Origin of the sequence: Stenomitos frigidus ULC18, assembly GCF_003003795.1 — a bacterium.
Taxonomy (GTDB): domain Bacteria; phylum Cyanobacteriota; class Cyanobacteriia; order Leptolyngbyales; family Leptolyngbyaceae; genus Stenomitos; species Stenomitos frigidus_A.
This window is the reverse complement of sequence record NZ_PVWK01000001.1, coordinates 14,290-34,888: the sequence shown is the minus strand read 5'-3', so window position 1 is coordinate 34,888 and position 20,599 is coordinate 14,290. Positions and strand designations below refer to the sequence as shown.

Genomic DNA, 20,599 nt, shown 5'->3' with positions numbered 1-20,599 from the left:
TTCTCTGGTTCATCAGGTTGCTTCTCTAGCTTACTGATGTAACTGGAAGTATTACACCTTATTTAATCCATAATCCTAAGCTCATGCTGCTTGATGTGATGATGCCTGAGATGAATGGTTATGAAGTTACTCAGCGCGTGCGACAGAGCGCTAAACTTGCAGGCTTGCCTGTAGTTCTGATTACAGCGCATGATAGAGAAAGCGCGACGCTCGGCATGGCGGTTGGAGCGAACGCTTTTATCTGCAAACCCTTCGACTTCGACGAATTGATTCGGCAGGTGCGGGTTTATACAACTTAGATCATTCCCGTCTAAAACATGATTACTGTAGCGCGCTTTAGCCCCTACAGCGGTTTTCTAGTAAACAGGTAAACATCATCACGTTGATAAGTCAGCTCATGACTTGAACTTTGTTGAGCCTGCTTAAGTAGATGACTCATCGTTTCTTTCGAGCAGCTCATACCGGGATAACGGGTGTCGAGCAAGACGTAGCTGAAATCATTTAAGGTGGCAGGATTAAACTGATCGGTAGCTAGTCGAATGACGGCACGATGGGTTAAATGCGGCGCAGTTTGAGGATTCGTGAGTACGCTTCCTGTTGTTTGAACCTGAGCGATCGCGGCTCGTGTTGCCTGCCATGTGTTCACCTTGGCGAGATACCGATCGCCAAAATAGCCAAATTTTGCTAGGGCTAAAAACCCAATCAGTGCCCATAAAATGATGCCACGTTGACTGCGAACCCAGCTTTTATTGGCGGCTAGGGCTGCAATGACGGCCAGTAAAAGAAACGGCAGGATGGGCACAGAATATTGATGAATCAGGTCTTTTTGGGGCTGGTAGGCAGTTAGCAAATTCATCGCCAATTGGGGTATCGCTGCTAGCAACGGTGCGAGATGTTTTAGCGAAAGTCCCCAAAGCACAGGCACTAAAAGCAAACAGAGGTATTCTAAATTCGGTAGTGTCAAAACGCGATTTAGCAGTAGACCTGGTTGCAGAATGACATTCTTAGCAATCTCCAAAACGGAGTCACCTAAGCCTGCATAGCGAGCGACTGCCTCGACGCCGAGCGGTCTAAAGTGCGGAATGACAAGCTGTGTGGCAACTAAAAACCAGAGGCTGCCACCCAAAAAGGCGATCGCTCCACATAAGCGCCTGTTTTCAATAAAAAATAGCCACACTCCCATGGCTGCTACGGTCAGTGAGAGGGCATCGCGACAGCCCAAAATAAAAATAATGCCAAGCGTGAAGCCAACTGGTTGATGCGTGCGTGCGGCTAAAACAACTGCTAAAAAGACGGGCAAGGCCATCACTTCAGGATGGAAATCAAATAAATTGATATTGAAAACTAAGGGATAGAGAAGATAGGTGAACGCGATCGCCACTGCTTGTTTGGGTTTTACACCTGCTTGTGTCGCTAACTGCCATGCGGGCACTGCTCCTAACGAAAGGGCGATCGCCTGAATGGCAAACAGCCAAAAGACACTGGGATACAGCTTATAGAGCGGTGCTAGCAGGTAAAGTATCCAGTCTGCATGTCCACCCAGGAAATGAAAGCCCCAAAAGGACACGATCGGCGGTTGTCCCTGACTGATGAGATAGAGTGCCTGATCAAAGTAGCCCAAATCAAAGGCCGCTGATTGAAAGAGCAGATGGCGGACGCTACTAGCCACAAATAGAACCGTGGTACTCACGATCACGCTGCCCCAAATCGTTCTCAAATCAGAACGGGAGGGATTAATTGAATTAGATGACTGAGGCTGTTCCTCCATACCCATTAGCATCGCGCTACACGTTCCTTACTGTGTTCTAAGTGACTTGATACAGATCCAGGTGATTCTTGAGCAAGGTTGTACTTTTTTGTAGTGAAAGGTTTTTTACCCTTTGGAAGACGGTCAAATGATGGGTCATTCATGAACCGAAAGTTTCTAACAGTCCTCACTTTTCTGGGCAAGACTCCCTTGTTCAACAGTCAGCGATCGGCGTTTGTCTGACCACTGACCATTAAGGAGCTTTCCAAGAAAAAATTACTGTTGGGTACGGGCAGGTTTTGGCATAGTCTTGCCCTTCAGCCGTTAACCTTGTGATCAAACCTGCCCCTACGGGTCTTTTGTTTGCTAGAAATCTCCTCATGCCTTGTACAGGGATTGTCTTGACCACGACTATCCCGGTTGTTTTGCTCCCGTTGGCTTAGGGCTCACAGCCGGCTGGGGTAATGCCTTGGGCGTTGCTTTCACCGCTGGCGTAATGCGAACCGCGGGCTGGCTTGGTGTGGTCTGTGGCGTGACGGGCGTTGCGCGGGGAGATGGTTTGGCAGGCACCGCAAGGACGGGTGATGGGGTGACGGTCGGTGACGCGGTGGGACTAGCAGGCGATGCAGCGGGCGTCGGTGCAGGGCTAACCACCGGTGGTTGTCGTTCACCGAGAATGCTGGCGTTGCCGGTATCAAAGACCCCTGCGACACAAGCAATCATTAGCGTTGCCAGCGTGCCAACAAACAATGCTTTCCAACCGAGTTCAGAAATATCTTTGCGGCGCGAGGGGATGAGAGCGATCGTGCCTCCCACAAAAATGCCTACTGACGCGAGGTGAGCAAAGCCGGAGAGTGCGTAACTGATGATTAAGACGGCGCGATCGCTAATCACCCGTGTCCCTTCAGGCAACGCTGCTGCCGCTGCCAATGCCTGATAGGGCGGAATCGCGGTTTCAAACAGTCTGCGTCCAATGATAACGGAGGATTCCCACAGTTCTTGCCATTCGAGAGACACACCTGTGAGAGCCGTCAATGGTAAGAACAGTGCGCCCAGTATGTTGGCCAGCGTCACCACCTTGAAGACATCGCCAACTGGACTGGGCAACGCAGCGAGCCAGCCAAAAATTTGGTTGATCAAAGAAACGAGCCCAAGGATCAAAATCAGCACTGCCGCGATCGCCACTGCCATTTTGACCCCATCCAGCGCACCGACGATCGCGGCATCAAGGGGACTAACTCGCTCGATCGGTTCACCACCCACCGTTTCTTGGGGCACTGTGGGCACGTCGTCTTCATCATCCATTTGAATGCGGGTGCGGGGAAACTCGCCCGCATCGACAGCAACCTCGGCCGGCTCGACCACTGTATCGCGCACCTTTCTTTTTCCCTCTTCCACAGGAATACCGCCTGCGGTCAGGGGGGTTTCGGTCTCAGGCACCAGAATTTTTGACAGCACGAAACAGGCAGGAATGGCGATGATCGATGCTGAAACTAGATGCCCCAGAATGTTGGGAAAGACAGGTTTCAGAAAGCTCACGTAGATTGCCAGCGTGGATGACGCTGCCGTACCGAAGCAGCAAGCAAGAATCGCACAGAGTTCGCTGCGGGTCATTTTCGCTAGAAAGGGCTTGACTACGATCGCCGCCTCAATGCCCACAAAGATATTGGCAGCACCGCTCAACGCCTCTGCACCACTCAGCCGCATCGTTGCATAAAAGACCTTGGCAAACACATTGGTGATCACCTGAATGACGCCAATGTTGTAGAGCAGTGCCATGAGCCCAGAGAAGAAAATGACGGTTGGCAGTGCCCGAAACGCAAAGATATAGCCCAAATTCACATCCGGTGGTGTTCCTGGCACGGGCACAATGTTTCTGCCAAAGACAAACCGTGCCCCCGTGTCGGCCGCGTCAAACACGCTGTTCAGCAAATTACTGAAGACCTGAAGCGCATCACGCGTTCCCGGCAGGATGAAGACACACGCGCCCAACACAAGCTGAAGGAGAATGCCTGCAATCACGACTCGCCACGGAAACACCCGGGGACTCCGGTTTTCGGAAAAGATCCAGGCAATCAGGCATAGTCCAAAAATGCCGAGAAACGAAATGATGTTGAGCAGAGGCATAGGTCGAATTTTCCGTCTAAGCGTGGCTTCGCAGTCCTGGTGGCAGCGTCAGGACGATCATCCGTGTCTCATCTTGAAGGCTGAACGTTGAAAGGCGGCACATTACTGCAATAACCTGGATATCATGCTGAAAGTCTACAAAGGCTTGATTAAGACTCCAGTAAGACAATATCCAAAGTAGACGACTTCGGCACATTTTTTGCTGCGGCAGTAGCGTTATTTCTCAAAACTTATCGGAGCCGCGCCGATCGATGGAGTAGGAGAAGAGAGACGCCCGATCGCCTAGCTTCGTGAAGTGACTGATTCCACCCTTGGGTCACTGAGCAGGTTGGGGGGCAAAGGGTTGATAATAGAGGCACTACCCCTCTTCATTAGGTCTGCATGGAAGCGTTTGAGCTGACTCCTCCCGATTGGACCCAATCTGCCGTTCACGCCGCTGAATTTTGCTGCCCTGCCTGTCGATCGTCCAGTAAGGAGGCAAAACGGGTGTGGGTGAACCGACGATCGCCCGTCTACACTGAAGACCATCGCCGCAAGTGGCAGGAGTTTTATGAATGCCAATGTGGTCAAATTTGGTGGGCGTGGAGTAGCGATCGTCCTCCTTCCGAGCTAGTAAACAAAGAACGAGATCTTCCTCCACCCCGGTTTTTCAACCCTTTTGATGATCTGTAGATGGCGATAGCTATGGCTGCGCTTCCTTCACGTTTTGGGCATAACGCTTTTCGGCAGAGCGTACTTGTTCATGCAAGGTGTTGCGCTCCCAAAAAACGCCATCGGCATAGCCTTGAATCGAAGCTGCAGCGTCAGCCATCGCCAGACGCTTCTCAGCTAAACAGCAGTACATCTCGTCTAGCTCGACGCCGATGTAGCGTCTGCCTAACTTTTTGGCAACAACCGAGGTGGTGCCAGAACCCAGAAAGGGATCAAACACTACATCTCCCGGATGAGAGCTGGCAAGAATGATTTTTGCAACCAATTTTTCCGGCTTTTGAGTGGGGTGATCGGTGTTTTCGGGCATCGACCAGAACGGAATGGTGAGATCCGTCCAGAGGTTTGAAGGATGCGTGAGACGGAAGTTGCCAGCGTCTGTTAAATCCCAATCTTTAGGTGTGCCAGCCACTGTGTAAGGAGCCATGACTTTACGCTTCAGCTTGACGGCATCCACATTGAATGTGTAGGCATCAGAGACGGTGCAAAACCAAATATCTTCCGAAGCATTTTTCCAGTTTCTAGCTGCTCCACGCCCTTTTTCGCGTTCCCACGTAATGCGATTGCGTACCTGAAAGCGCTGTTTAATGACATCAAAAACGGCTGGCGATGATTGCCAGTCTGAGCAAACATAAATCGATGCAGTGGGTTTTAGAATCACCTCAAACCCACTGAAATAGGTGTCTAACCATTCTGCATAGACAGCCAGATCTTTTTGCTTGAAACTACGATCGTTGAACGTCTTGTTTAAGTTGTAGGGTGGATCGACAAACAATAAATCTACCGATCGTTCTGGCAACCAGCGTAAAGCGCTCAGCAAGTCTTGATGAATAGTGCGATTAACAATGTCGTCTAACGTTGCGGGTTGGTTCAATTGAAGCAGTGTCTGCCTGTAAACCGATCGCTCGTCATCACTCAGCACGATCGTTCGGTTGCGAGGAGCACGCTTTTTGTCTGACAGCATATTGGCGTTCGGTAAATTCTAGGCTGGTTGCTTGAACCTTCAAATCACCCATCCTACGGTGATTGCATCTCAGCTACGTTAACCTAACCTCTCATCTTTGAGCGATCAACTTTGGTCGATCATGCTGATACGAGGGTTTCCAAGACACAAATAACACCAATTCGCTCAATTTCATTTACACATCCCTGTATGGGCATACGGACGTAAGCTCTTACAGGTCGTCATTCTGGTTGACTGACCCACCCTGCACTGAAAGTACGGGCTCACAGAAGGACGTCCTCTGTAGGCTTTGCCTTCCCGAAGGGTAGCGGACTGCAAGCGTCTTGCAACCCGTTGCAACGGCTTTCGCACCATTAGCCCGGATTTGGATCACAGGCGGGTGAGCAACGGAGCAATCAGTCTTTCAAGACTTTTGTCAGTCAATCAGGGCTCTAACAGTTGTCCTCGAACCGTTTTCTCGATGCCTTCAAGCGTCTCGATTGCCTCCGCAGGCGCATTGCGATGCAGAATTTTGGCGATCTCGCGGGCATGCGTGGACAAGGCTTGTTGTTCTTCGGGTGTCATGGCTAGACTCAAAGCGACAGCCCTTATTTTGGAGGCATTCCCCTATTTCTGCAACTTTGAGATGCTCCCGGAGTAGATGATAGGAAGAGTTTCATTAGCAGAGCTTCCAATACTCGCCATGCTTTAGCTCACCATAATAAAAAGCAAAAGGAAAAAGCTGCTAAAGACTTCAAATCTACCAAATGATCGGATGGTGCCTGCAAAACAACGATCGCCTGTCGTGTGATCGCCACTAAATATATCGCACTTGATTTTGCATTTCGTCCGAGGTTACTTGATTGAGAATAGCGAGTAATCGTTGTGCGATCGCTTACGGCGATCGACGAACTGCAAAAATCACTCCGTACGTAGTGCATCTGCCCTAAAGCAAAATAATTTTGTACAAGTGCTTCAAAATCAGCCCGATTGTGAGTCACCAGCGTTCTGGCTTCACTGACAGCGTAAGCAAGTTGCTCTGCATCAGTGGCGCGAAGTTTCCCTGCATCTCGTACCGTCATGACATCAAACCCTCTTGCTTGCAGCAAGTCAGCAATCAGGATATTGACATCTTCATTTAAGTACAAACCAAAAAGACCCTACTCACAAATCTCCAACCAGTGGATCAATTAATGCGTCAGGAATGCGGTTTCGCTCAATGTACTGATTAATTTCGTCTTGGTGATCACTGTAGTAAGTTAAGGCTCCAAAGACTTGTCCCAATGTCAGATGGGGCATTCCCTTGGGAATTTCTTCTGGAGCAATACCCATCCGCCAAGTTTCGACGATCGCTCTAATCGGTGTACGTGTTTCTCGGATGATCGGCTCTCCGTGTAGAATCTCGTCATCTCGCACAACATAAAGATATTCCGTCGCTTGAACCATGATCGCCTCTCAGGTCAGACATCCTTCATTGTATCGGTTACAGCAATGCTCTCAGGTTTGAGTGGTAGCAGCGCTAGGGTGGGCACTGCCTATCTCTACTTTCATGGTTATGAGTTTGGTCAAAGGGTGTGTCGATCGCGAATCCCTTGTCGAAACGCCTTCGCTGCAGCCAGTGGATTGGGGTTGTGCACACAGTCACTCAACAAGTTCAGCATTTTGTTTGCAACCTACTGTCCGAGGCTAGAATCCTTTCAAAGGGCGTTGGGATCAATGCCCATAGCACGCAGGCGATCGGCGAGTATCTGCGATCGGGCTTCTGCCTCATTGGCACGATTTTCTGCTTGTCTTGCTTCTGCTTCTGCTTCTGCTTGCCTTGCTTCTGCTTGTCTTGCTTCTGCTTCTGCTTGTCTTGCTTCTACTTCTGCCTGTGCAGCCCGTTCTGCGCCTGTGGGAACGACATTGCCGTTACGGTCAGTCCAGCGCAGCCATGTGCCCTGACAAGCCTCAAATTCTCCTTGCCATAGAGTCAAACCAAGTTGTATGGACTCTAGCCAATTACCTTCTAAAGCGACATAGCGACCTTGATTCAGCGCAAAGACTTGCAGCAATTGCTCCCCCATTTCTGACTGCACCTGGCGGAGGGGATCAAACACAGCGTAGTAGGTGATACCAATGCGGGCGTAGTCGTGAAGTTTGCTGCCTAGTTCATTACCACGACGGTTAGAGACAATCTCAATCGCTACATCGGGGGCTTTGCCAAATTGCCAGAAGAAGTACGATCGGTTCTCCTTCTTACTCCACTCATCGGGTGTCACCACGCCAACGCTCAAAAAGGCATCGGGCACTAGCGGCGATTGCTCGACTGCATAAAACAGACCCACATTCGCATCGGCTAGGAACGGTGGATCAATCGGTCTAGACGTGTAGAGAGGCTCTACCAGTAACCGCTGTTGCTTGGCAGACTGGATATTATCCACTGGTTCGTTGTCTTCGATCACCAGATCGGTAATATCTGGAATGAAAATGTCTGGGAGCATGGCGATCGCCTCTCTGGTCAGCGCTGTTCAAATTCTAACCTGCTCTTAACCGTAGCCATAAACGCCTGACACAAAGCGTTAGCGGCTGAAGTTGACGTATTCTACAGATTCTTCAGAATTAGCGTCTGAGACCGCTTGCTGCTGCTCTGTTTTAGCAGCAGCCTGACCATTCTTCATCGGCTTCACGGCAACGGGCGTTGGTGAAACGGGGGGTTCTGGCAAGCGCGCCTCAATCAGGCTGATGGCACGCGTCACGCTTTCAGGCAAGATGACGACCAACCCGTTGAGCGAGGCCGCATCCAACGCGGTGTGGATTGCCGTCACTTCGTCGAGAATCGTTTCGTACCGAGCGTCTGGCTTAATCTCAGCGATCCCCTCACTGATTAAGCTGGCAGCTTCCCCACAAGGACGACCCCGTGTGTCGTCGTCTTCTTTGATGATGATGCGATCGAACATTTGCGCCGATAGCTTGCCTAGCGTGATGAAGTCTTCATCGCGGCGATCGCCTGGGCCACCAACGACACCAATGCGTTCACCAGGCCAATTTTTCACAAATCCACCTAAGGCTTCATAGCTGTGCGCATTGTGAGCATAATCAACCAGTGCGTGATAACGACCAAGATTGACCAGGTTCATCCGTCCCGGCGTTTGCGCCGTTGAGGCCTGGAACGTTACTAGCGCTTCCCGAATATCTTCAATGCGAACACCTTGAGCAAAAGCCGCTAGACTTGCCGCCAGTGCATTCGCAATCATGAAAGGAGCACGCCCTGCCAGAGTGAGCGGGACATTCACCGCTTGATCAATGCGCAGCGTCCAGTCACCTTTCAGAATCGACAGGTAGCCGTTTTCATAGACGGCAGCAAGACCGCCCTGCTGTGTGTGCGATCGCAGCAACGGACTATCGGGATTCATGGAGAAGTAAGCAACTTGACCTTTGACTCGATCAGCCATCGCGGCTACCAGCGGATCATCCGCATTCAAAATCGCGTAGCCACCTGGTATCACAGTTTCAGCAACCACCCCTTTGACCTGTGCCATTTGAGCGATCGTGTTGATATCCCCCAGACCGAGGTGATCAGCCGCCACATTGAGTACTACCCCGATATCGCAGGCGTTAAATGCCAACCCCGATCGCAGAATGCCGCCTCTGGCACTTTCCAGCACAGCCACTTCCACGGTGGGGTCTTGCAGGATGAGTTGGGCGCTCTGCGGGCCTGTATTATCGCCCGGTTCAACCAGATAATCGCCGATGTAGGTTCCGTCTGTGGTGGTGTAACCTACTACCTGACCCGTTTGCTTGAAGATGTGTGCCACTAGACGTGTCGTCGTTGTCTTGCCGTTAGTGCCCGTCAGCGCAATGATCGGCACCCGGCTGGGAGCACCGGGCGGGAACAGCATACTCAGCACTGGTTCGGCAACGTTGCGAGGAATGCCTTCGCTGGGGCTAACATGCATCCGAAAGCCCGGAGCCGCGTTGACTTCTACAATCACGCCATCGACTTCACGCAGTGGACGGGAGACATCAGCCGTCACAACGTCGATCCCAGCAATATCTAACCCGATAATTTTGGCGACTCGTTGCGCTAACCAGATATTTTCGGGGTGGATATCGTCGGTACGATCGACCGCAATGCCGCCCGTACTCAAATTAGCTGTCGCTCGCAGGTAGAACACCTCGCCCTGTGGAAGCACCGTATCAAGGGTGTAACCCTGCTGCTCCAGCAACTGCCAGGTGGTACGATCGACCGAAAGCTTGGTCAACACATTGTCATGACCTTCACCACGCCGGGGATCTTGATTCGTTTGCTCAATCAAGGCGTCGATCGTTGCTTTACCGTCACCCACAACATGGGCTGGCACACGCTCAGCCACCGCTACCACTTTGCCGTTGATGACCAGCACGCGGTGATCACGCCCCTGATAAAAGCGCTCAACAATGATTTCTCTGGATACTTCTTTCGCCGCATCGTAGCCTGCTTCTGCCTGCTCACGACTGGTAATGTTAATCGTGATACCGCGTCCATGATTCCCATCCAGGGGTTTGATCACGATCGGGTAACCCCCCACATCAGCGATCGCGCCCTCTAACTCATCCAGGTAGCCAATCACAGTCCCTCGCGGTACCGGCACGCCAGCTTCGCGCAAAATCTGTTTCGTGCCTTCCTTATCCGACGCCAATTCAACGGCCAGGATACCCGTGCGGTTGCTCAAGGTTGCCTGAATGCGCTTCTGGTAAACCCCATAGCCAAACTGGATCATGGCACGAGCGCTCACCTGAAACCAGGGAATACCACGCGCTTCCGCCTCTTTAACAAGCGTTTCGGTGCTAGGACCGAGCGACGCATCTGCCCATAACGCTTCTAAGTCTCGCAGATCCTGCTCAAGCTCTTCCTTGGGGTAGTGACCCGTTTCAATAATGCTCTGACAAAGACGCACCGCGGCTCTAGCCGCGTAGCGTCCGGCTTGCTCATCCTGGTATTCAAACACGACCTGATACGTGCCAAGATTCGCCGTCTCGCGGGTACGCCCAAAGCCAACCACCATACCTGCCAGTTCCTGCAGTTCCAGGGCAACATGCTCAATGATGTGCCCCATCATGGTGCCGTCTTTAACACGGCTCAGAAACCCTCCTCGGCAACCCGGCGAGCAGAAATGCTCAATCAGGCTAGGCAATGCCTCTGTCAGCCCCTCATAGAAGCCAGGAATGACATTTGAGGGCTTATCTGCCAGATCCTCCAAATCCAGACGCATCACGATGAGCTTTTGGCGTCTAATGCTCCAATAGTTGGGACCACGTAATGTCTGTACTTTGAGTATTTTCATGAGACTGAATTCTTAGGAGGGACTCTGATGCGGCTGATTGAGTACCAGTTTCAAGCGCTGTTTACGACTATAAATAGAGCTAAGGGAACGATTACACAGTTTCAAACTCTCAAAAGCCACGAGACTGTTCATTGCGAACATTTACAGGCTAAAAGATAGCTAGCTTTGGCTCAAAACTCCCATTTAACAGGAGATTCAGCCGATATGAAGAAGAAGGTAGAAAAGAAGATTTCGTCCTCAAGGTGAAAAGGGGGCAGTGCCAGTGGCAGAGAGGGACTAAAAGATCTTGCAAGAATTAAATAGTGCTGTCGCCGTCTAAGGGCAACTTCTAACCGTGTCAATCGCTAAGCGATGCCGCAGCCAGAAAAGATCGGTACTCGTTTATGTAAATCGTAGCGATCGCTGTGGCTCAGGATGTGTAACCGAAGATTGCCAATGCTTAGCGGATCAGTCGCACCAACTTTCGTTTGATTGGTGTAACAAAGCTCAGCTGGGTCCAAAACAGTCACGGTTCCTTTACCAATTACTTGCAGCGTACCATCTCCCTCAAAGACAGCACAGGTATCTTCATCGATGCCAATGCCCATCCGATCGGGGTAGGCCGCGATCGCGCTCATTAAACGAGCCATCCGGTTGCGGTTATGAAAATGTTGATCCACGATGACTCCAGGAATAATACCCAGTCCGGTTGTCATATCAACCAGCGATCGATTGGGCGATTCGCCACTGCCTCCACCAGCAATCATGTAATGACCCATGACAGCTGCGCCTGCGCTGGTTCCCGCCAGCGTGATCGCACCTTTTTGGGCTCGCTCTCTGACTGTTTTCATCAGTGGTGTATCAGCCAGCAGCCCACAGAGGCGCAATTGATCGCCCCCTGTCATAAAAACGCCCGTACAGTTTTCGACATAGCTTTGCATGAGTGGGTCTTCGCACTGTTCGCGATCCCGAATATCCAGGATTTCAATGCCTTTTGCGCCCATCTCACCAAAGATGGTCAGGTAGCGATCGCCGATGATGGCAGGCTCACGGGAAGCAGAAGGAATAATCGCAATCCGAGCATCGGCCGATCCGGAACGACCAAAGAAGCTGTGCAAAATCTCTCGTCCATGAACCTTATCCTCCGCTCCCCCAATCACCATGATGGCAGTTTTCGTAGATTGGGGCATGTTCTCTCCAAGGGACTGAAATTCGATTTGCGACGTTGTAACCCCAGACGCAATGGGGAAAAGGCGTTCCCATAGTTTCATGACTGAGGTGTAGACGCTGCGTTTGTTCATGTTGCCGCCTGACCGCTCATTGTCCTCATCATCATAATGTTTGCTCAGCACAAGCGCCCGAGAGGGATGAGATTAAGACGCCGATCGCGATCGCTACTGCAGGCACCAACTGCACCTTAAGCTTCTCGCTATCCTAGGCTTCATCATGCCAGATTGTTGAAACGTAATCTAAGGAATCCAGAAGAAATAAGTTGAACGTTTTTCCCATAAGGGCACCAGTGAATGGACTTTTCAGCCGCAACTTGTTCAGGTTATTCTTTCTAGCTGCCTAAACGACCACGGAATTTTATTCGATCTTTTGATACAACTGCTAGGGTTGAGGCAGTCAATTTTTGACCCTAGACGACCCAAACCTGCTAGACTCCTGTCTTTTCTAGTCTACAGTTCATAGTCTAAAGTCCAACTGCAATGCGCTTTGATCTTGTCACTTTATTTCCCGATTTTTTTGCTTCTCCCCTCAGTTCAGGGTTGCTCGGCAAGGCTTTTAGCAAAGCGATCGCCACAGTGCATTGCACGAACCCACGCGACTTTACGACAGACAAGCATCACCGGGTAGACGATGAGCCCTACGGCGGCGGTGTAGGCATGCTGATGAAACCAGAACCGATTTTTGCGGCCGTGGAGTCGTTACCCGCCTTGCCCCGACGAGCGGTTGTTTTGATGACACCGCAGGGTAAACCAATGCACCAGGCAATGTTCCAGCAGTTCGCGATCGACTACAAACAGCTTGTCATCATCTGTGGACACTACGAAGGCGTCGATGAACGAGTGCTCAATCTCGTGACTCAAGAAGTTTCGCTGGGCGATTTTGTGCTGACGTGCGGCGAAATTCCAGCACTGGCACTCTTGAACGGCGTCATCCGGTTGTTGCCTGGCACCGTCGGCAAGGCAGAATCGCTGAAGGCTGAGAGTTTTGAAGATGGGCTGTTAGATTTTCCTCAATACACCCGCCCGGCTGTGTTTCGGGAATGGGACGTACCAGCGGTGTTGTTATCTGGCAACCACCAAGCGATCGCGCAGTGGCGCAAAGCGCAACAAATTGAGCGTACACGCGATCGTCGTCCCGACCTTTACGACCAGTGGCTTGAGGATCAGTCAAGTCAAGAATCATACGATTCAGAGACGCCTGAAGGCTGATTGCTTAAAATAAGAAGCAGGGTAGCTTTAACGTTAGTCGGGCTTACATCCAAAGCTGCAATTTATGGGACATTCAAAACTCCGACGCTACTGTGCGATTGCAACAAGCACGTTGCTGGCTGGCACACTCACCATTCACCTGCCGACAGAGTCCACCCAACTCCGCCTGACGATCGCGTCAGAAGCCTCTGCCCGCAGCAGCGGTGGTCGTAGCGGTGGAGGCTCCTTCCGTTCGTCTCCGTCGCGCTCTTCTCCGTCAAAGTCTTCCCCATCTCGGTCTTCTGGCTCTAGCGGTTTCAACAACAGCCCCTCTTACCAGCGCGATCGTTACTACAACGGCGGGGGTGGGCCTGTCATTGTTCCGGTGCCAGTGGGCCCTGGTGTTTACAACGACCCGTACCGCAACAATGGCAACAACAATGGCAACAACAACGGCCAAGCTTCGACCAACAACTCTGGGATCGGCTGGATTGTCGCCCTATTCTTTATTGGTGTTTCGGCGATCGTGGTCTTTGGTCTCGTGTTTTTCGTGTTTAAAGCCATGCGAAACAACGGCGGCGCGTCTGGCACCCAAGAACTAGACAACGATATCGTCACCGTCAGCAAAATTCAGGTGGCGTTGCTAGCAGAGGCTCGCGAGATTCAGTCTGAGCTAACTGAGCTTAGCCTGGAAGTCGATACCGACACGTCCGAAGGGTTATTACAGCTCGTGCAAGAAGCAGCTTTAGCCCTGCTCAGAATGCCAGAAAATTGGTCACATGTACTGGCAGACTCGCAGACGGTCAAAAGTCGGGAAGACGCCCAAGCCCTTTTTAACAAGCTTTCGATCGTGGAACGCAGCAAGTTTAGCGTCGAGACACTGACTAACGTGGGCGGCAGAGTCAACAAACGTGATGGGTTTAAACCTGACCCAGAGGAAGGCCCAGCTTCATACATTGTGGTGACATTGCTGGTAGGCACAGCCCACGACAAGCAGTTGTTTAGCCAGATACGCACCCAGGAAGACTTGAGTCAGGCTCTGGAGCGGCTAGCATCGCTCCCATCCGATTACCTCATGGCCTTTGAACTGCTGTGGAGCCCGCAAGAGTCATCCGATAGTCTCACGTATGACGAACTGCTAACGGAATATACAGAGATGGTGCAGCTTTAAAGGCAACCGTGAAGGGAATTAGTCAGCCCTTTAAAACGCACTTTAAGAGAACCAATTGATCAAGACAGGGTGTTATGGAACAAGATTTGCAGGCATCGTCCGCTCTTCAAGACGTTGACGAGACCGAACTTACAAACGAGATTGTGACCGTTAGCAGACTACAAGTTGCGCTGCGATCGCGTGCGCGACGGCTTCAGATTAAGTTTTCCGACATTGCACTACAAGCCAATACTGCCACACCAGAAGGACTGTTTGAGTTGTTGCAAGAGACAGCGAAGACACTGCTGGAGAACGCTGATTTTTGGACACATGTCATGGCAGGGTCGCAAACGGTTGATAGCCGTGAAGAAGCGGAAGCATTATTTAATCAATTTTCTTTACAAGAGCGTGCTAAATTTAGCGCCGAAACATTGACCAACGTGAATGGAGTCGTCACGCAGCAACCAGTGGCACCCGATCATCCCAATGAGCATTCGGCTTATATTGTGGTTACGCTGCTGCTTGGCACTGCCGACGATGAGCCTCTGTTTAACGAAATTTACTCAACCTCACTGCTGCGCGATGTGTTGTCAGAAATTACGCTGCTGCGATCGCACTTTTTGCTAGCCTTTGAATTGCTTTGGACGCCCCAAGACCCAATCGACAGTCTGACTGATGCTGATCTGGCAGCGCATTATGCCGATTTGGTGCCGATCGCGTAGAGTCAGCGGTCAGCGGTCAGCGGTCAGCGGTCAGCAATCAGCCTTAATTTCAAAACTGAGGGTTGAAGTTGGAGAGTTGATCGTTAAGCAAGCCCTCAGCGGTCAGCCTTGATCTGACTGCTGAGCGCTGCATGCTGACCGCTATAGCCCCATGTTTAGGCTCAATTGACTGCCGCTCGTCAGCCTATAATCGAAAAGCCGAGCGCTGAACGCTGATGACTAACATTCGGATTGGTAACGGGTATGACATACACCGCCTAGTTAGCGATCGTCCGCTCATTTTGGGAGGGGTAAAAATCGAGCATGAACTAGGCTTGCTGGGTCACAGCGATGCAGATGTGCTCACTCACGCTATTATGGATGCCCTGTTAGGTGCCCTTAGTCTGGGCGATATTGGTCATTACTTTCCACCGACTGATGACAAATGGAAAGGTGCCGACAGTGTGGTGCTGCTCACAGAGGTCGATCGACTGGTACAAGCGAAAGGCTGGAAGATTGGCAACATTGACTCGGTCATCGTCGCAGAGCGTCCGAAACTGAAGCCACATATCCAAGCGATGCGCGATCGTCTGGCAACCGCTCTCCATTTGCAGCCTGACCAAGTCGGCATCAAAGCGACGACCAACGAAACGCTTGATGCAACCGGACGCGAAGAAGGCATCTCGGCTTATGCCGTTGTTCTGTTGGTTGAAAACCGTTAGTTGAGAACCGTTCGTTTAAAGCAGTGCTGAGCGTTTCTTGTTGTGCGCTTACATGCGGTCGATCGTGCACCGTTTTAAGGCTGCCCAGCATAACAGGGTTCCCTCTGTCTGTGGGGACATTGTGGGCTTCTGTCTGCGGTGGGTTTAATCGCGATCGTCCGGTCGCTACATTATGTGGAGACAATGTACCGTCTGACTACAAGCTGTCAGCTGAAGCTGAGTCTCTGTTTAGTCAGATTAGGCTGTTAGAATTTAGCGAACAAATTACCCTATTCCGCGACATCGTGTCGCCGATGGGCATCGATCCCAATGCGGTTGAGCACGACCCCGCAACCGGTTTATAAGGCGATTTAGCAGACCGGCGAAACAGAGAAACGTCCAACCTGTAGGGACGGTGAGCCTGTGGGGACGCGATCGGTCACGCCACTACAGGCTCATTCATTGTGGACTGTTATAAGATCTAAGACTGACCATTCAATGTGCGCCCCATGACCGCTGCTTCTCGCCGCTATCACATCACCACCTTCGGCTGCCAGATGAACAAAGCCGACTCTGAGCGTATGGCTGGCATTTTGGAAACGATGGGCTTCGAGTGGGCAGAGCAACCCGATGATGCCGACCTCATTCTCTACAACACCTGCACCATTCGTGATAACGCCGAGCAGAAGGTGTATTCGTATCTCGGCAGACAGGCAATTCGGAAGCAAACTCAGCCTGATTTGACGCTGATTGTCGCGGGTTGTGTGGCACAGCAAGAAGGCGAACAGCTTCTGCGACGGGTGCCAGAACTCGATCTGGTGATGGGGCCTCAACATGCCAACCGGCTGCAAGATTTGCTGGAGGACGTGTTTAGCGGCAATCAGGTGGTGGCGACGGAACCGCTCCACATCATGGAGGACATTACCAAACCGCGACGCGACAGTACGGTCACGGCTTGGGTCAACGTCATCTATGGCTGCAACGAGCGCTGCACCTATTGCGTGGTGCCGAACGTGCGTGGTGTAGAACAATCCCGCACGCCCGAAGCGATTCGCGCTGAAATTGAAGCACTGGCACAGCAAGGCTTCAAAGAAATTACTCTGTTAGGACAGAATATTGATGCGTATGGGCGCGATCTCCCTGGCTCCACGCCTGAAGGCCGTCATCAACATACGCTGACCGATCTGCTCTACTACATCCACGATGTACCGGGCATTGAGCGCATCCGGTTCGCGACCAGTCATCCTCGCTATTTCACGGAACGCTTGATTCGTGCGTGCGCCGAGTTGCCCAAAGTCTGCGAACATTTCCACATTCCCTTCCAGTCGGGTGACAATGAGCTGCTCAAAGCGATGGCGCGGGGCTACACGCACGAGAAATATCGCCGCATTATTGACACCATTCGTCACTACATGCCAGACGCCTCAATCAGTGCCGATGCGATCGTGGGTTTTCCGGGTGAGACCGACGCGCAGTTTGAGCGAACCCTGAAGTTGGTGGATGAGCTGAGTTTCGATCTGGTGAATACAGCTGCTTATTCGCCGCGTCCGAATACACCCGCGGCGCTATGGGACAATCAGGTGAGTGAAGCGGTGAAAACCGATCGCCTCCAGCAGCTCAATCGACTGGTTTCGACGAAAGCGACTGAACGATCGGAACGCTACCGCGGTCGCATCGAAGAAGTGCTAGTCGAAGCCCAAAACACCAAAGATCCAACTCAGGTGATGGGACGCACTCGCAGTAATCGCCTGACCTTCTTCCCTGGCGACATTGCGACAATGCAGGGCAAACTGATTAATGTCAAAATCACGGAAGTGCGAGCGTTTAGCCTCACAGGTGTCCAGCCGCTTGCTGCCCCTATCGCCTTGGTGTGACTGCTGATCAGCAGGTGCCGTATTTTGTCGGGACGTTCCATGGAACGTCCCGACAAAATGAACCTCTAATTTGCGGGATTGCTTTGCGATTTATGTTGCGACGAGAGAGCATCCAGCGCCTTTTTCTCGCGCTTGAGTTTTTCTTCCATCTCCTGGATTTGTTCTTTGCGCGCTTCTAGCTCCAACGCACGGCGATCGAGTTCCTGGCTTTGCAGGGTTAGAGACTGCCGCCATTGCTCTGCCCGTTCAGTTTCTTGCTGCAAGAACGCAGGCGTGATACCGTTGACCAAAAAATTCTGCACTAGCCCCAACAACCATTCTTTGGCATCGTTGACGGTCAGAACCTGACGGTTAGCGCCCAGCTCAACCAGAACAAACATGCCTTCACTGAAGCTACTGGCCTCGCCTGAAAGAATAACCTCCTCTTCAGGCAGCAAGGCCCAAGCGTTTTCAGACTTCTGACGCGCCAAGAGCTGTAGCCCCGCTTTACCTAAAAGCCCTTTTTTTTGTACCTGCGCCAGATACAGCATCCCCTACTCTGCCTTCGTTGCTTTAAGCATAACCGTATACCGTCTTGTCTAGACCTTCAAGAGTGGGGCGAACATCTTGATGCCACGTCCCAAACCGTAGTAGCTCCATCGAAGGCTACAGCAGCGTCTCTACCAGACGAGTATAACCTTTCTCCTCTCACTACCAGTCTTCCTTTCAGTATCAACACACGACTGTAGAGTTATCGTACGCTGACAAAGCGTTCTTGGGCGATCGCTCTCAGTTTCTGCAAATCTTCGCGGCGGGATACCGAAAGGGGAATCGTAGCTTTGATGGTTTCGAGCAGAATGGCGGTATCAAGCGGCTTTTGCAGGTAAAGGGCGCGATAAAGAGCAGCGATGACTGCTTGCTCAATTTCGGCACCACTGAACCCGTCGATCGCCTTGACCAACGCAGCCATGTCGAAATGCTGGGGCGCTTGTCGGTGTCGCGTCAGGTGAATTTGCAGGATGGTGGTACGTTCAGCGTCGTTGGGCAAATCGACGAAAAAGAGTTCGTCAAACCGTCCTTTACGCAGTAGTTCGGGCGGCAGTTGGGAGAGATCGTTGGCCGTAGCGACGACAAAGATTTCCTGCGCTTTTTCTTGCATCCAGGTGAGAAAGGAACCGAAGAGTCGCCGACTTAGCCCTCCATCGGCATCGCCGCCCGTGCTGCCGCCCAAGGTCTTTTCGATTTCATCAATCCACAGCACCGTGGGAGCCATTGACTCTGCCAGGGCGATCGCCTGCCGAAAGTTTTTCTCCGATTCACCCACATATTTGTCATACAGGCGACTGGTATCGAGCTTGAGCAAGGGCATTTTCCAGGCACGGGCGATCGCTTTCGCTGCCAGAGATTTGCCGCAACCCTGAATGCCCACAATGAGAATGCCTTTGGGCGGTTTCAGATTAAGCGCCTGCGCTTGCGGGCTGAAGCCCACTCGCGCCTGAGCCAGCCATTGCTTGAGCCCGTTAAAGCCGCCCAAATCCACAGGCACATCGCTGGTGGGGAAGTATTCCAGCACGCCGCCATCGCGAATGACCTGGGCTTTACGCTGAAGAATGCGCCCGACATCTTGCAGCGTCAGTTTGCCATCTTCCAGCGCGGCATAGGCAATGACCTGTCGTGCTTGCTTCAAGGTCATCCCGCTCAATGCCTGCACGAGCGCGGGAATATCTGCATCCTGCAGTTCGATTTGCACGCGGTTTTTGACACGTAGCGATCGCATCACATCGGCAACCACTTGCTGCAATTCATCGCGTCCCGGCAGTTTGAGGTCGAAGTAAACGACATCGTGGGCAATTTCGGCTGGTAATTTGATGGCGTTGCCTGTGAGGACGATCGCCGATCGGCTTTGAGCAAACAGTTGGATGACTTCTCGAAACTGACGTGCCACTTCAGCATCATCCAGGTGTCGGGCAAAATCTTTGAGCAAAAACACCGCCTTGAAGCTGATGTCCTGCAAGCACTTCAACGCCTTCAGCGGGTCAGCGGTGTCTTCAAAGGCAGCAGGCTTGTGCGCCCCTGGTGGGGCACATTCATCAACCCAGCGATTCTCCGACGTGCCAGTATTGCCAGACGCACTGTGCGATCGCGCCAAGCCCTGAGTAATACTCCACTCCAGCAACTGCATTTTCATGTCCTGCGTGGCTTCTTGCAACAACGTCTGCACCCGCTCTTCCTCCACCGTCTCAATGACGATCGCAGGATGGAACGACATGATCAGGGTTTGCAGTTCGTGAATGCTGGCAGAAAGGGGACTAGGAGACAAGTGCATAGGCTTTACGTCTAGAGCAGAAAAACTACCGCTGACGACGCTAGAGTGCCCGTTTATTCCTCAAAGGCAGCATTGAGAGGGGAGCGATCGGGGTGACATTGCAAAGAGTCACGCGAGCAAAACCGATTTCTGTGGAATGCTCGGAGTCTGTAGAAAGGAGTGACGCCGAAAGTCTCTATTTTCTCTGCTCAGAATATTATGTAGAAGTTACCCATTTATTCAGCCAATTCAGAGAATATACAGAAAATTCCCGTCGATCCGCCCGGAGAAGCGAACCAAACGGAAAATTTCCGCCTATCTACCTAAAACAGGGTGATCTGCGGAAACTGTCTGCCAATCCGCCTGTTTTGGGATGGATCTGCGGAAAGGTTCCGTCTAATAACAAGTTATGTGGCTTTGGCTTTCGGTGAGGGCGTACTGAGGAGGTATCTGCGGGTTGAGATCTCTAAGTGGTCGTAAGTTCTTGATTGAAGCATAACTGGCAAGTTTTGATAGACTGTGTTCATAGTTGAATCCGTCGCCAAGTTTGTTGTATGTTTCAGTACTTAACAACTCGCCACTTACTGTCTAGTAATTGTTTAGAATACGGCGATATTACGATAATTAGGAGACAAAATGATTATGGAATTCAACCCAAGCAA

At 51.6% G+C, this 20,599-nt stretch carries 19 protein-coding genes; 8 read left to right on the top strand and 11 right to left on the bottom strand.

The annotated features are described in order from the left end of the window. The first annotated feature begins 50 nt into the window (after window positions 1-50). Window positions 51-299, top strand: coding sequence for a response regulator (locus C7B82_RS00160; RefSeq protein ID WP_106254294.1), 249 nt, complete (start codon window positions 51-53; stop codon window positions 297-299). Between the two features lie 44 nt (window positions 300-343). On the opposite strand, the gene C7B82_RS00155 is transcribed toward C7B82_RS00160, so the two are convergent. Continuing rightward, a complete protein-coding gene (locus C7B82_RS00155; RefSeq protein ID WP_245939657.1) occupies window positions 344-1,717 on the bottom strand; it encodes a DUF2079 domain-containing protein in 1,374 nt (457 codons plus the stop codon). 441 nt (window positions 1,718-2,158) lie between these two features. Beyond that, window positions 2,159-3,874 carry a NupC/NupG family nucleoside CNT transporter gene (locus C7B82_RS00150; protein ID WP_106254293.1) on the bottom strand — a complete coding sequence of 572 codons (1,716 nt, stop codon included), beginning with the start codon at window positions 3,872-3,874 and terminating at the stop codon, window positions 2,159-2,161. Between the two features lie 381 nt (window positions 3,875-4,255). On the opposite strand from C7B82_RS00150, the gene C7B82_RS00145 reads away from it, so the two are divergent. Further along, complete coding sequence (locus tag C7B82_RS00145) at window positions 4,256-4,546, top strand: hypothetical protein (RefSeq protein ID WP_106254292.1); 291 nt, start codon at window positions 4,256-4,258, stop codon at window positions 4,544-4,546. A gap of 10 nt (window positions 4,547-4,556) precedes the next feature. Here C7B82_RS00145 and C7B82_RS00140 read toward each other — a convergent pair whose 3' ends face one another. From C7B82_RS00140 to C7B82_RS00115, 7 genes are all read right to left on the bottom strand, one after another. Further along, window positions 4,557-5,546, bottom strand: coding sequence for a DNA-methyltransferase (locus tag C7B82_RS00140; RefSeq protein ID WP_106254291.1), 990 nt, complete (start codon window positions 5,544-5,546; stop codon window positions 4,557-4,559). Between the two features lie 423 nt (window positions 5,547-5,969). Further along, entirely contained in the window at window positions 5,970-6,110 is a 141-nt protein-coding gene (locus C7B82_RS31780; protein ID WP_181357277.1) for a hypothetical protein, read from the bottom strand. 128 nt (window positions 6,111-6,238) lie between these two features. Beyond that, entirely contained in the window at window positions 6,239-6,673 is a 435-nt protein-coding gene (locus C7B82_RS00135) for a DUF5615 family PIN-like protein (protein ID WP_219903806.1), read from the bottom strand. 16 nt (window positions 6,674-6,689) lie between these two features. Continuing rightward, window positions 6,690-6,971, bottom strand: a complete 282-nt coding sequence (locus tag C7B82_RS00130; protein ID WP_106254290.1) for a DUF433 domain-containing protein — start codon at window positions 6,969-6,971, stop codon at window positions 6,690-6,692. Between the two features lie 251 nt (window positions 6,972-7,222). Beyond that, on the bottom strand, window positions 7,223-8,008 hold the full coding sequence (locus tag C7B82_RS00125; protein WP_106254289.1) for a Uma2 family endonuclease: 786 nt from the start codon (window positions 8,006-8,008) through the stop codon (window positions 7,223-7,225). A 78-nt stretch (window positions 8,009-8,086) separates the two neighbouring features. Further along, window positions 8,087-10,831 (bottom strand): cyanophycin synthetase, encoded by a 2,745-nt coding sequence (gene cphA / locus C7B82_RS00120; protein ID WP_106254288.1) that lies wholly within the window; start codon window positions 10,829-10,831, stop codon window positions 8,087-8,089. 344 nt (window positions 10,832-11,175) lie between these two features. Further along, a complete protein-coding gene (locus C7B82_RS00115; RefSeq protein ID WP_219903804.1) occupies window positions 11,176-12,000 on the bottom strand; it encodes a cyanophycinase in 825 nt (274 codons plus the stop codon). A 519-nt stretch (window positions 12,001-12,519) separates the two neighbouring features. Between C7B82_RS00115 and trmD the strand changes: the two genes are divergently transcribed. From trmD to miaB, 6 genes are all read left to right on the top strand, one after another. Then, a complete protein-coding gene (gene trmD, locus C7B82_RS00110; RefSeq protein WP_106254286.1) occupies window positions 12,520-13,248 on the top strand; it encodes a tRNA (guanosine(37)-N1)-methyltransferase TrmD in 729 nt (242 codons plus the stop codon). 64 nt (window positions 13,249-13,312) lie between these two features. Continuing rightward, window positions 13,313-14,398, top strand: coding sequence for a DUF1517 domain-containing protein (locus C7B82_RS00105; RefSeq protein WP_106254285.1), 1,086 nt, complete (start codon window positions 13,313-13,315; stop codon window positions 14,396-14,398). A gap of 74 nt (window positions 14,399-14,472) precedes the next feature. After that, entirely contained in the window at window positions 14,473-15,099 is a 627-nt protein-coding gene (locus tag C7B82_RS00100; RefSeq protein ID WP_106254284.1) for a DUF1517 domain-containing protein, read from the top strand. Window positions 15,100-15,314: 215 nt separating this feature from the next. Then, window positions 15,315-15,800 carry a 2-C-methyl-D-erythritol 2,4-cyclodiphosphate synthase gene (ispF, locus tag C7B82_RS00095; protein ID WP_106254283.1) on the top strand — a complete coding sequence of 162 codons (486 nt, stop codon included), beginning with the start codon at window positions 15,315-15,317 and terminating at the stop codon, window positions 15,798-15,800. A 110-nt stretch (window positions 15,801-15,910) separates the two neighbouring features. Then, window positions 15,911-16,144, top strand: coding sequence for an orange carotenoid protein N-terminal domain-containing protein (locus C7B82_RS00090; RefSeq protein WP_245939656.1), 234 nt, complete (start codon window positions 15,911-15,913; stop codon window positions 16,142-16,144). 144 nt (window positions 16,145-16,288) lie between these two features. Further along, window positions 16,289-17,653, top strand: a complete 1,365-nt coding sequence (gene miaB, locus C7B82_RS00085) for a tRNA (N6-isopentenyl adenosine(37)-C2)-methylthiotransferase MiaB (protein ID WP_106254281.1) — start codon at window positions 16,289-16,291, stop codon at window positions 17,651-17,653. A gap of 65 nt (window positions 17,654-17,718) precedes the next feature. On the opposite strand, the gene C7B82_RS00080 is transcribed toward miaB, so the two are convergent. Next, window positions 17,719-18,183: a hypothetical protein gene (locus C7B82_RS00080; protein ID WP_106254280.1), complete on the bottom strand. Its 465-nt coding sequence runs from the start codon at window positions 18,181-18,183 to the stop codon at window positions 17,719-17,721. A 200-nt stretch (window positions 18,184-18,383) separates the two neighbouring features. Then, window positions 18,384-19,958: an AAA family ATPase gene (locus C7B82_RS00075; RefSeq protein WP_106254279.1), complete on the bottom strand. Its 1,575-nt coding sequence runs from the start codon at window positions 19,956-19,958 to the stop codon at window positions 18,384-18,386. Between the last annotated feature and the right edge of the window lie 641 nt (window positions 19,959-20,599).